Genomic DNA, 12,794 nt, shown 5'->3' with positions numbered 1-12,794 from the left:
TGGGGCTATATCGACTGCGAGCCTGCCGATCCTCGTCCTGGAGCTGTCGCCATGCCCCCTGCCGCCGCTTGCCGCGGATTGCCACTGCGGCGGCTTTGCCGCCCCGGCCGGAACTCGGCAACGCCGCGCGACACGGCGATAATGACAACAAGGACTACTGAACCATCATGACGAGGCGGAAGCCTTGATAGCCTCTCCGACACCAAGGCGCGAGCGTGGAGCGGCTCGCCGAAAGGCAGCGTTTGGATGAGGAAAGATAACTGCCGCCCCGGCAGACGAACCAAAAACTCCAGGAAAGCCCTATGGGATCAGTCTGCTTGCCTTGGTTGTATGGGGCATACCACCAGTCCAGACAAAATTCAGACACGTTCCCGTGCATGTCATACAGCCCCCAGGGATTTGCCTTCTTTGTGCCCACCGGATGCGTAGTGTCACCGCTGTTCTCATTGTACCAGGCTATTTCGTCAAGATTCTTTGCGAAATCATCGGTTGTGCCCGCTCGGCAGGCGTACTCCCACTCGGCTTCCGTCGGCAGCCGGAAGGTGCCAATTCCCTTGCTGTTGAGCTTCTCAATGAATTCCTGACAATCGTCCCATGAGACGCATTCCACCGGCAACGTCGCCCCCTTGCATTCACTCGGGTTCCAGCCCATGACAGCCTGCCATTGCGCTTGGGTCACTTCATACTTGCCAAGATAGAACGGCTGCGAGATCCTCACCTCGTGAACCGGCCCCTCTTCGTCGTAGCTGTATTCAGACCCCATCAGGAACTTTCCCGGGCGTATGAGAACGAGGTCAAGCATAACCCCGCCACCTGGGGCCATACTGACCTTCGATTTGCCACAGGAGCAGTATAGCAGGCTTGTCACGACCATCAGCACCGCAGCTAATTTCTTCATCGCCTCGGCTCCTGCTTTGAGCTTTCACCTGCCAGTTACCTGACTGACAATCCCATTGTGCGGGTTACTCGTGAAATGTGGTTTTAGTTTGTTTCGGGTTCTTCCCGGTTATAGGAGAAACGGAATATGTCAGGTTTTTCCCGGTTTTAGGAAAAACGGAGTGTTTCAGTCATGGCACGTGCGGTGTGGGTATCGAAAGGGTTGCTCTGGCGTGTTGCCGTACTGTGTGAATGCCTCCGGCAAGATGCCGTCTCGGCATAAACGGATTCTCCCCGCTGTTGCTGGTCTTCCCATTTCTACGCGACGTTCCTTGCCTCCGGCCATTCCTTCAGTGCAAGCCGGTCATGGTCGTGCTTGTGAAAGCAAATGACACCTTTGCTTTCATGGTACGATCCATGACGTTACCGGCGAAAGCAGTCGAAACCGGTCTGCATCGGTCCTGCGTTATTTGTTCAGTAAAACAGGTAACAAAGATGCTTTCAGAATGCAGGCCAGTGACATCTACCATACCTAGGGAAACAAGGGCTTCAAGGTGGCAACGACTCATTACAAAGGACAAGAGGCAGCATGGAGTCGGTGAATCTGATCGTCAATGGGACGCTCATGCGCGGCGAACCCAACAGCCACTTCTGCCGGAACGCCACCTTCATCAGCCCCTGCGACATCGCGGGCACGCTCTCCGACACCGGCTGGGGCTTCCCGGCCTTCGTGCCCGACGGCCAGGGCGTCGTCAAGGCGGAATTCGTGGTCCTGCCCGTTGCCGACAGGCCGGCCATTGACCGGCTGGAAAACCATCCCCACCTGTATACGCGGCGGCAGATCGAGGCCAGGCTCCCCGATGGCAGCATTGAGGTCGGGTGGGTCTACGTCATGAACACGCAGCCAGCTGGGGCCAGGGTGATGGCGGGCGGGGAGTGGAGGGCGCGGGAGTAAGTGATAATCGTCAAGCGAAAACAGTCTCCTTGGGCTGGAGGGATGTTTGAAGGAGGGCGTTGTTATTTGCATATTCGGATACTACATTTCGAGTTCCGTGTCCTGCATTACGCCATTGCCAGGCGCAGGCACCACTAGTGGGGAATGTAAAGGTTATCATCTTGATGAGGGGGCTTCCATCTCGGTGGCGTTCATGTGTGGCGGCGCCATGGGGTGAGGCGGTTCCTCTCACTGTGGGAGGCTGTCTGCTGCTTGCTTGGACTTGACGTGCGTGGCTAGGGCTGCGCTAGAGTGACCTGGGTGTGGATGTCGTAAGATCAACCACGATTTTTACTGACAATGGAAAGAGCGCCATGCAGATGATTGACAACATCAACGAGTTCGTTAAAGACGATCTCAAGAAGGAAATCAAACCATCGAGCAAGGTGTCTATTGCAGCGGCGTGCTTTTCGATGTATGCCTATCAGGAGCTGAAAAAGGAGCTGTCGGACATTGCCGAGCTGCGTTTTCTCTTTACCTCGCCGACTTTCACCACCGAGCAGGCGCCAAAGGAAAAACGTGAATTTTACATTCCGCGGCTATCCCGTGAAAGCAGCCTCTATGGTTCCGAGTTCGAGATCAGACTACGCAACGAATTGACCCAGAAGGCCATCGCTAAAGAGTGTGCGGAATGGATACGGCGCAAGGTCAAATTCAAATCGAACACCTCCGGTGACAACATCACCGGTTTCTTGAATGTGGAAGGCCCCGAGGGCTGCACCTACTATCCGCTCAACGGTTTTACGACTATCGACATCGGTTGCGAGCGGGGCAACAACTCCTTTAACTTTGTGATGAAGCATCCGCCCCAGGCAAGCAGTCGTTTCATCCAGACCTTCAACAGCCTGTGGCATGACGCCGCCAAAATGCAGGATGTGACTGACGTCGTTATCGACAACATCACCGCCGCCTACCGCGAAAATGCTCCATGGTTTATTTACTTTCTGACGCTCTACAACATCTTCAGCGAATTTCTTGAGGACATTTCTGAAGACGAGCTGCCCAATGAGGGCGTGGGCTTCCGCAACAGCCAGATATGGAAACGACTTTTTGATTTTCAGCGCGATGCAGTACTGGCGATCATCAACAAGCTGGAAAAGTACAATGGCTGCATTTTGGCTGACAGCGTCGGTCTTGGCAAGACCTTTTCCGCTTTGGCGGTAATGAAATACTACGAAGACCGCAACAAGAATGTGCTGGTGTTGTGCCCCAAGAAGTTATCAAACAACTGGAATACCTTCAAGGGCAATTACGTCAACAATCCCATTGCTGGAGATCGGCTGCGGTATGACGTCCTCTATCACACCGATCTATCCCGGCATCAGGGCGAGTCGAACGGCGTTGATTTGTCTCGTCTACGCTGGGATACCTACGACCTCGTGGTCATTGACGAATCGCATAACTTCCGTAATGGCGCTGATGTCTATGGTAATGACGAAAAACGGGAAAACCGCTATCTGCGCCTGCTTAACAAAGTCATCCGTTCCGGCGTGCGCACCAAGGTGTTGATGCTTTCGGCAACGCCGGTCAACAACCGCTTCCTCGACTTGAAAAACCAGCTGGAACTCGCTTACGAGGGCCATTCGGCTTTCTTGGAAGACAAGCTGAACACCAAACACAGCATTGATGAGATTTTCCGTCAGGCGCAGAAGGAGTTCAACATCTGGAACAAGTTGCCGCCGGACGAGCGTACCGCCGAGGCCCTGCTGGATCGCCTCGATTTTGATTTCTTCGAATTGCTTGACGCCGTCACGATTGCCCGTTCTCGCAAGCACATTGAGCGGTATTACGACATTACCGCTATAGGCAAATTTCCGGAGCGCCTGAAACCCCTGAGTCCGCGGCCGGCGCTGACGACGCTCTCGGGTGCCATCAACTACAACGAGATATTTGAGCAACTCCAGCAGCTGACCTTGATGATATACCTGCCGTCGCTCTTCATTTTTGAGAGCGCCCGAAGCAAATATGACCTGCCGTCCAGCGCCGATGACGATGACAAAGGGTCCAATCTCTCCCAGATCGGGCGCGAGAAAGGCGTCCATCGCCTAATGGGCATTGCACTGCTCAAACGTCTGGAGAGTTCCGTTCATGCCTTCCTGCTGACCTTGACGCGTATCAAGGCGCTCAATGAAAAGACCATCCGCAGCATCGACCGCTTCGACCAGTCTGGCGGTCTCGATTTATTCGAATTTTCAGAGATGATGACGGACTCCGCGCAAGACGCCGACGATGAGGATGGCGATTTTTATCTGGTCGGCAAGAAGGTCAAGATTGATTTGCGGGACATGGACTACGTGTCCTGGCGAGCGAAACTGGCCAGTGACGTCGAGACGCTAGAACTGCTGATCTCCATGATCCGTGACATCACACCCGAACACGACAACAAACTCCAGACGCTGCTCGGGCAGATTGCCGACAAAGTCAACCATCCCATCAACCCCGGGAATAAGAAGGTCATAATTTTCACGGCGTTTGCCGACACGGCCGAGTATCTTTACACGCATGTCAGTGAGTATATGCGGGCGATCTTCGGGCTACATAGCGCCATGGTAACAGGCACGACGGATGGTCTGTCTACCGTTCCCAGGTTAAAGATCGACATGAACACCGTCCTGACGCTCTTTTCGCCGATATCCAAGGAAAAACATCTGCTGTTGCCGAACAACCCCGTGGAGATAGACGTCTTGATTGCTACGGACTGTATCTCCGAAGGCCAGAACCTGCAGGACTGCGACTACCTGATCAACTACGACATCCATTGGAATCCAGTGCGCATCATTCAGCGTTTTGGTCGCATTGATCGTATAGGCAGCCATAACCACTGCATACAGCTGGTTAACTACTGGCCCGATATGACTCTAGACGACTACATCCAGCTGAAAGACCGCGTAGAAACCCGCATGAAAATTTCCATCATGACGGCCACTGGCGATGACGACCCCATCAACGAAGAGGATAACCAGGGCGATCTGGAGTACCGCCGAAAACAGCTGGAACGCCTGCAGCAGGAAGTCGTTGACATTGAAGAGATGAACACCGGGATCAGCATCATGGACCTGGGTCTGAATGAATTTCGCCTTGACTTGCTGGACTACGTCAAGCAAAATCGCGATTGCGACAAGGCGCCGCGCGGGCTCCATGCCGTTGTGCCGTCCTCGCCTGACTGCCCTCCCGGGGTACTCTACATACTCCGCAATGTCAACCAGGGCGTGAATATCGACAAGCAAAATCGCCTACATCCCTTTTACATGGTCTATCTCGCCGACGACGGTCGGGTCGTCTGCCACCACCTGGCCCCCAAGAAGCTCCTGGATACCATGCGGCTGCTCTGCAAAGGGCAACAGGAGCCGGTTCCCGGGCTTTGTCGTGCCTTCAACCAGGAGACCCATGACGGGCTCAAGATGAACCACTACTCGAAGCTCCTGGGTGAGGCCATCGCCTCCATCATTCACAAGAAACAGGAAAGCGACGTCGAGAGTCTCTTTGCGCCCGGCGGCACCACCGCGCTGGAAAATCCCATCGCGGGCCTGAACGACTTTGAGCTGATCTGCTTCCTGGTGGTGAAAGGACCGGCGTCATGATGGACTTTCCGATTTCCACGGCCGTCAACACCCCGATACACAAGAAAACCTTCGTCGAGAAGAGCCCGATGACGCCGGCGATGAAGAAGGCATTTGCCAGTGGCGTCGAGAAGATAATTTGGCGCAATAAACTGTCGGCAACGACCTTGCCCGTGCAGCCCGGGCGTCGGGTGGTGGAAGTGGAAGTCTTTGAGGTCGCCTTGAAAAGCGCCTCAGTCAACAACCAGCTTTTACACAGTATCGACAAGAGCCTGCACTACCATGTGCTTTTTTTGTTGCAGCATGGGGAGCGCTATATGGCCAGTATGGGCTACAAGGGAAGCCCGGAGCAAACCGTCCGGGAGTACTTTGCAACCGCTTGGATGGCCTATGCTGAATTGCCTCTGCAGATCATCGGGCCGACCATGGATGACGTTGTAGACAACTTTCTACGCCAAATTCACCAGGGCCTCAATGATTACGATGGGGTACCCTTAGATGATGCCATTCAGGCTCTTGCCTGGCAAAAGCGCCAGGACAACGAAATCGCCAAGCTCGAAAAACTCCTCCGCGCTGAGAAGCAGCCAAAACGCAAATTTGAACTCAAGCAGCAGATCACGACCATACAGAATTCCACTGGAGACATTCATGGACAAGCTGAACATGCATACGCCCAACGGCGTGGACAGGAATATTGAGCTGATCGGTAAGCTCTTCCCCAACGTGCTCACGGAACGCCTGGGCGAGGACGGCAAACCCGAGCGCGCCATCGACTTCGACGCACTGCGGCAGGAGCTATCCAAGAGTATCGTCGAGGGCCCCGATGAACGCTATCAGTTCACTTGGCCGGACAAACGAAAGTCCGTGCTTCTCGCCAATAGCCCCATCGCCGCTACTTTGCGGCCCTGCCGCGAGGACTCCGTCAACTTCGATAGTACCGAAAATCTCTACATCGAAGGCGATAATCTCGATGTGCTTAAGCTCCTTCAAGAGACCTACCTCGGCAAAATCAAAATGATCTACATCGACCCGCCATATAACACCGGCAACGACTTCGTCTACGAAGATGATTTTGCCCAGAGCGCCGGCGAATTCCTCGAACGCGACGGTCAATACGATGCCCAGGGAAACCGCTTGGTCCAAAATACCGACTCAAATGGACGATTCCATACCGACTGGCTTAATATGATCTATCCGCGACTCAAGCTCGCTAAAGACTTGCTTACAGATGATGGGGTGATATTCATTTCAATTGATGATAATGAAATACATAATCTTCGTAAGTGTTTAGATGAATTGTTTGGTTACAATCAATTCGTTGCACAGATAACCTTGCTGTGTAATCCAAAGGGAAGATCACAAGACAAATATGTTGCAAATTGTCACGAATATATACTAATATATTCCAAAAAAGCACTCAAAAATGGTAGTTTTTCAATTCCAAAGTCTGATGATGATATTAAAAATGACTATTCACTTATTGATTCTAATGGATGTTGTTATAGAGAATTAGAACTGCGTAATACACATCGTGATTTTGGAAAATTTAATCGTCAAAATCTATGGTATCCTATATACATTAAGCCTAGTGGTGAAGTTACACTTAATTACCAATCTGAGTACTATGAAGTATTTCCTATTTGGGACGATGGCTATGAAGGTTGTTGGACGTGGGGAAAAGAAAAAGCATCTAGTGATGCACATCTTCTTGTAGGGAAAAAAGTTAATGGAAAATGGAAAATATATCGTAAGGCATATGCCTATTGTGATATTCAAGCCCCATTGAAACAAGTTAAGTCCATATGGACAGACAAGTTATTTTTCACCGAAAAAGGACAAATCTTTTTTAGTTCACTTTTTGACTCAAAGGAGAAAATTTTTCAGGCTCCAAAATCTGTTCATATGATTAGGCAGTGCATTCAAATGAGTCAAAGTCAAGACGCCCTCATCCTCGACTTTTTTTCTGGTTCTGGTACAACGGCCCATGCAGTGATGCAGCAGAATGCCGAGGATGGTGGCAACCGCAAGTTCATCATGGTGCAGTTACCGGAGGCCTGTCCCGAAGACGGCGAGGCCTATAAGGCGGGTTACAAAACCATTTGCGAGATCGGCAAGGAACGCATACGCCGTGCGGGTGCGAAGATTGCGTCGGAAAATGCAACGACAGCAGCGGGGCTGGACATCGGCTTCCGGGTGTTGAAGCTGGACAGCACGAACATGAAAGACGTGTACTACAGTCCGGCAGCGACGTCGCAAGATGTGTTGTTTGACCGAGCCAGCAACATCAAGGACGGCCGCGGGCCGGAGGACCTGCTTTTTCAGGTCATGCTGGAACTTGGCGTACTTCTCTCCAGCAATATTACAGAGACGGTCATAGCTGGCAAAAAGATATTCAACGTGGCGGACAATTTCCTCATCGCTTGTTTTGATGAGGAGATAAGCGACGACGTCGTCACCGCGATTGCGCAGCAAAAGCCCTGCTATGCGGTCTTGCGTGACAGCTCGCTAAAAAGTGACAGCGTGGCCGCCAACTTCGAGCAGATATTCGCCACCTTCAGCCCTGATACTGTACGGAGGATTCTGTAATGGCGGACTATCAGATTCCCCCCCTGCCTCCACGCGTTGACTTGGAAAGCATCGCCATACTCAAGCAGCTGAACCGGGCCAACCGCAAACTGGCCGAATTGAAGGGACTGGTGCAGACAATCCCCAATGGGGCAATTCTCATCGACACCCTGGCCCTCCAGGAGGCCAAAGACAGTTCCGCAGTCGAGAATATCGTCACTACCCACGACGATCTCTTCAAAAGCGACTTGGATGTCACGGGCTTTATTGCGTCCGCAGCCGCAAAGGAAGTCATGTCCTATCGCCAAGCGCTGAAAGTGGGCTATGAGCGCGTGCGGCGGGACAAACTGCTCACCAACGCCGTCATTCTGGACATCCAGCGGGTGCTTATCGGCAATTTGGCAGGCTTCCGCAAGGTTCCCGGGACCGTCCTGAAAGACGCGCAGGGACACGTCGTCTATACCCCCCCGCAAGACGGACAGGTCGTCATTGAGCTGATGAGCGAGCTGGAAAAATTTATCAACACGCCAGAAACGAGTGATCTTGATCCCCTGATCAAGCTCGCGGTGATCCACCATCAGTTCGAGAGCATTCACCCTTTTTACGATGGCAACGGTCGTACCGGCCGCATCCTCTCCATATTGTACCTGGTGCTCAACGAGTTGCTGGATTTGCCGATTCTGTATTTAAGCCGTTATATCATCCAGCACAAACGCGATTACTACCACCTGTTGCAGGCAATCAGAGAAGGCGCTGACAACACTGCGTCGTGGCAGGAATGGGTGCTCTTCATGCTGCGTGGCATTGAAGAGATCGCGGATGCTACGCTCCTGCTGGTCAAGCGCATACTGCTGCTGATGCATGACGACAAGCAGCAGCTCAAAAAGCTCTTTGGCAAGAATTACCGCCATGACTTATTGAACCATCTCTTCAACTTCCCCTACACCAAAGTCGAATTCATGGAACAGGCGATGCAGGTCCGCCGCAAGACGGCAGCCAAATATCTTGACCTGATCGTAGCCAGCGGCATACTGACCAAAGTGAAAGTCGGGCGGAGTAACTACTACATTCATACGCAACTGGTTGATTTGCTGATGGATAGTCATTCAACAGCGACAAAAGAGCGCCCGCAGTGATGAGACGCCTGCTTTCAAATCGCACGGATTTCGCAAAGGAACAAGCGGACGATGACATGAACCCAACAAGGGCCTGGCGGGACTACATGGCGGCTGATATGTACCCAAAACAGAGCAAATGGGTACATCTGACGGCTGACATGTACCCGAAAAGGGAAAAATGGGTTCATGTGGTCGGCCACGTGTACCCGAAACAGCTTACCTGGGACCGCGCCAGTGACGATCTGCAGGCGCCGGCCCCTACCGCGATGGGCACAATCCGACAGTGCGGAAAACCGGCTCCGCTCCCCGTAGGCGTTGAAGCCAACCAGCTGACGAACGAAGCCTGGTTCAAATAACAATGCATGATCACCGGCCTGGCAAACACTGGTCTGAGGTATAACGATGAAGTTCAAGTTCAAGGTCCAGCAATTTCAGAGTGATGCGGTTGACAGTACGATTGCTGTTTTTGCCGGGCAGAAGAAGCGCGAACGGCTTGCCTTTCTGCGTGATCAAGGGCGAAATGTGTCACCCGTTCTCCTTAAAACGCAAGATTCAGATAGCGACGACGACCTCAGCCTCGGCTATCGCAATCACGACATTGAACTGAGTGACAGCGATTTACTGCGGAACATTCACGACGTGCAGACCCGGAACAACATCATGCTGTCGCCGTGCCTGGTTGAGCACATCGGCCGTTGCTCGCTGGATATTGAGATGGAGACAGGCACGGGCAAGACCTATGTGTATATCAAGACGATGTTCGAGATGAACAAGCACTACGGTTGGAGCAAATTCATCGTGGTGGTTCCGAGCGTCGCCATCCGCGAAGGCGTGAAAAAATCCTTTGAAATGACCCAGGAACATTTCATGGAGCATTATGGCAAAAAAGCCCGTTTCTTCATCTATGACAGCGACAACCTCAATCAGCTGGACGACTTTTCCAGCAGCTCTGGCATCAATGTGATGATCATCAACATTCAGGCGTTCAACCGGACGCTGAAAGAAGGTCAAAGGAACAAAGAGTCGAAGCGCATCTACATGCCGCAGGACGCCTTTGGCAGCCGCCGGCCCATTGACGTCATCAAGGCCAACCGCCCCATTGTCATTTTGGACGAACCGCAGAAGATGGGCGGCGACGCCACCCAGACATCCCTGAAGTATTTCAACCCGCTTTTCTGCCTGAACTACTCGGCCACGCACAAGGACATGCACAATCCCATCTATGTGCTGGATGCCTTGGACGCCTTCAACAAACGCCTGGTGAAAAAGATTGAGGTCAAGGGTTTTGAGGTCAAGAATTTTCGTGGTACGGACGGCTATCTGTACCTTGAGAACATCGTTGTCAGTCCGCAGCAACCGCCGAAAGCACGGCTTGAGTTTGAGATCGCTTATGACAAGTCCATCAATCGTGAAATCCGCAAGCTGGGCGTTGGCGACAATCTCTACCACCTCTCCAACCGCATGGAGCAGTACAAGAACGGCTATACCGTTACCGAGATCAATCCTCTTTTCGGCGGTAAAATCACGTTCCAGAATGGCGAGGAACTGACGCCGGGACAGGTTATCGGAGATATATCCGAAAGGGACCTGCGCCGTATTCAGATACGCGAAACCATCATCTCGCATTTCGACAAAGAAGAAAAGCTCTTCAATCAGGGCATCAAGACGCTTTCGCTATTCTTCATTGACGAGGTCGCCAAATACCGCCAATACGACGCCGACGGTAATGAACTGCTCGGTGAATACGGCCAGATGTTCGAGCAGGAATACCAATCCATTCTCAATGACCGCGCGTCGATCTTTCCATCGGCCTATCAGGACTACCTGCGCAATATCAGCACCAGCATTACCCACAATGGCTATTTCAGCATTGACAAAACCGGCCGGGCTATCAACAGCGAGGCCAAGCGCGGAACGGATTTTAGTGACGATATCACTGCTTACGACCTCATTCTCAAACGCAAGGAAGTGCTTCTCGACCTGAAAGAACCCACCCGCTTTATTTTCTCCCATTCCGCTTTGCGTGAAGGCTGGGACAACCCCAATGTTTTCCAAATATGTACGCTCAAGCACAGCGACAGCTCGACCCAGAAACGGCAGGAAGTCGGGCGTGGCTTGCGTCTTTGCGTCAATTCTGACGGTACTCGCATGGACGCCGATGTCTGCGGCATCGACCAGGTCCAGGAACTGAACAAGCTCACGGTGATCGCCAGCGAAAGCTACGCGCAGTTTGTCACTGACCTGCAGAAGACAATCAAGGAGGTTCTCTACGATCGTCCGACAAAGGCCTCCGAGGACTACTTCGTCAACAAGCCGGTCATTGTTGATGGCCAGCGTGTCATGATCACTGCTGAGCAGGCACATGACATCTACCGTTATTTGGTGAAGAACGACTACGTGGACCGGCATGACAAGGTGTCGGAAAAGTATCGCGCCGACCTGGCCAACAACACGCTTGAGCCGCTGCCGGAGGAAATTCAGAACCTGGCCAGCGGCGTCCATACCCTGATTCAGAGTGTGTATGATGAAAGTGTCCTCGCCAATATGGTCAGCAATGGCAAGGAAACACAAGTAGAGGACAACGGCCTGAACGACAACTTCTACCGGGAGGAATTCCAAAAGCTCTGGAGTTACATCAACCACAAATACGCCTACACGGTTTCTTTTGACTCCCGAGAACTCATTGACAAAGCTGTCGCACACATTAACAAGGAGCTCTTTGTCAGCCAACTGAAGTACACCGTCGTCGTTGGCGAACAGCATGCCATCATGGACGCGAACGCCGTTAAAAGCGGCGAATCGTTCAGCGCCGCCAAGTCGAATGACAAAGAACTCAGCCATGCGGAGAGCAGCCATGTCAAATACGATCTCATCGGCAAGATCGCCGAAGCAACGGTGATGACCCGACGCACCATCGCAGAAATTCTGCACGGCATGGCCGCAGACAAATTCGTGCTTTTCCAGGCAAACCCTGAGGAATTCATCAGCAAGGTCAGCAAACTCATCAAAGAGCAGAAGGCGACCCAGATCGTCGATTGCATTTCGTATAACCAAATCGAAGGCAGCTACGACAGCGATATCTTTACGGCCGGAACCAGTGACCGGAAATTCGACCAGGCATTTCGAGCGAATAAAAGCATCCAGGAGTTCGTTTTTACCGACGGTAGCGCGGAACAGAGCGTGGAGCGCAAATTTGTCCAGGACCTCGAAACAGCCAGTGAGGTCTGTGTATATGCCAAGCTGCCGAAAGGCTTTGCCATACCGACGCCAGTCGGCAACTACTCCCCCGACTGGGCAATCGCCTTCAACGCCGGTACGGTCAAGCACATTTTCTTTGTCGCTGAAACCAAAGGTACCATGGAAACGCTGCAGCTGAGGCCCATTGAGAAGGCCAAAATCTCCTGCGCTCGCAGGCTCTTCAATGAACTATCCACCAGTAAGGTCAAATACCACGACGTGGACAGCTATCAGACTCTGCTGGATATCATGAACAAACTCTGAGCCAGACGAGGTAAAATGACCAGTGACCTGGTTGCTCGGCCAAAATCGGACCTTGTGTGCCGCGCTGTGGCTCGTACGTTCCACTGGCGTATGCCGCGCGGGTGTCTCATCGGCTGGGACTTCAAACCACTGCCAGCGGGCTTTGTGGCGCCGGCAAGGATGGGATTGATGAAGTTGGCG

General features: G+C 52.5%; 8 protein-coding genes. 7 read left to right on the top strand and 1 reads right to left on the bottom strand.

Annotation, left to right across the window (positions count from 1 at the left end; all coding sequences use genetic code 11):
- Positions 1-154: 154 nt before the first annotated feature.
- On the bottom strand, positions 155-898 hold the full coding sequence (locus J3R75_RS19495; protein WP_307265342.1) for a formylglycine-generating enzyme family protein: 744 nt from the start codon (positions 896-898) through the stop codon (positions 155-157).
- Between the two features lie 567 nt (positions 899-1,465).
- Here J3R75_RS19495 and J3R75_RS19490 point away from each other — a divergent pair.
- The 7 genes from J3R75_RS19490 (at position 1,466) to J3R75_RS19460 (ending at position 12,614) form a co-directional block, all read left to right on the top strand.
- Positions 1,466-1,831 (top strand): gamma-glutamylcyclotransferase family protein, encoded by a 366-nt coding sequence (locus J3R75_RS19490; RefSeq protein ID WP_307265339.1) that lies wholly within the window; start codon positions 1,466-1,468, stop codon positions 1,829-1,831.
- 353 nt (positions 1,832-2,184) lie between these two features.
- Entirely contained in the window at positions 2,185-5,451 is a 3,267-nt protein-coding gene (locus J3R75_RS19485) for a helicase-related protein (protein WP_307265337.1), read from the top strand.
- On the top strand, positions 5,448-6,128 hold the full coding sequence (locus J3R75_RS19480) for a DUF4391 domain-containing protein (protein ID WP_307265335.1): 681 nt from the start codon (positions 5,448-5,450) through the stop codon (positions 6,126-6,128). The genes J3R75_RS19485 and J3R75_RS19480 overlap by 4 nt, the downstream gene beginning before the upstream one ends.
- The gene (locus J3R75_RS19475) at positions 6,079-8,016 is read left to right on the top strand and encodes a site-specific DNA-methyltransferase (RefSeq protein ID WP_307265333.1); all 1,938 of its coding nucleotides are present in this window, start codon (positions 6,079-6,081) and stop codon (positions 8,014-8,016) included. Before J3R75_RS19480 ends, J3R75_RS19475 begins: the two co-directional genes overlap by 50 nt.
- Complete coding sequence (locus J3R75_RS19470) at positions 8,016-9,131, top strand: Fic family protein (RefSeq protein ID WP_307265329.1); 1,116 nt, start codon at positions 8,016-8,018, stop codon at positions 9,129-9,131. The genes J3R75_RS19475 and J3R75_RS19470 overlap by 1 nt, the downstream gene beginning before the upstream one ends.
- Positions 9,128-9,469: a hypothetical protein gene (locus J3R75_RS19465; protein WP_307265326.1), complete on the top strand. Its 342-nt coding sequence runs from the start codon at positions 9,128-9,130 to the stop codon at positions 9,467-9,469. The genes J3R75_RS19470 and J3R75_RS19465 overlap by 4 nt, the downstream gene beginning before the upstream one ends.
- Positions 9,470-9,515: 46 nt before the next feature.
- Positions 9,516-12,614, top strand: coding sequence for a type III restriction-modification system endonuclease (locus J3R75_RS19460; protein WP_307265323.1), 3,099 nt, complete (start codon positions 9,516-9,518; stop codon positions 12,612-12,614).
- The last annotated feature ends 180 nt before the right edge of the window (positions 12,615-12,794 follow it).

The sequence above is a fragment of the Oligosphaera ethanolica genome (assembly GCF_030814695.1).
GTDB classification, from domain to species: domain Bacteria; phylum Verrucomicrobiota; class Lentisphaeria; order Oligosphaerales; family Oligosphaeraceae; genus Oligosphaera; species Oligosphaera ethanolica.
This window is presented reverse-complemented; position numbering and strand designations above follow the sequence as displayed.

Excerpts from the sequence above, each read along its gene's own strand:
- J3R75_RS19495 (WP_307265342.1), bottom strand. The coding sequence starts at position 898 with ATGAAGAAATTAGCTGCGGTGCTGATGGTCGTGACAAGCCTGCTATAC.
- J3R75_RS19490 (WP_307265339.1), top strand. The coding sequence starts at position 1,466 with ATGGAGTCGGTGAATCTGATCGTCAATGGGACGCTCATGCGCGGCGAA.
- J3R75_RS19485 (WP_307265337.1), top strand. The coding sequence starts at position 2,185 with ATGCAGATGATTGACAACATCAACGAGTTCGTTAAAGACGATCTCAAG.
- J3R75_RS19480 (WP_307265335.1), top strand. The coding sequence starts at position 5,448 with ATGATGGACTTTCCGATTTCCACGGCCGTCAACACCCCGATACACAAG.
- J3R75_RS19475 (WP_307265333.1), top strand. The coding sequence starts at position 6,079 with ATGGACAAGCTGAACATGCATACGCCCAACGGCGTGGACAGGAATATT.
- J3R75_RS19470 (WP_307265329.1), top strand. The coding sequence starts at position 8,016 with ATGGCGGACTATCAGATTCCCCCCCTGCCTCCACGCGTTGACTTGGAA.
- J3R75_RS19460 (WP_307265323.1), top strand. The coding sequence starts at position 9,516 with ATGAAGTTCAAGTTCAAGGTCCAGCAATTTCAGAGTGATGCGGTTGAC.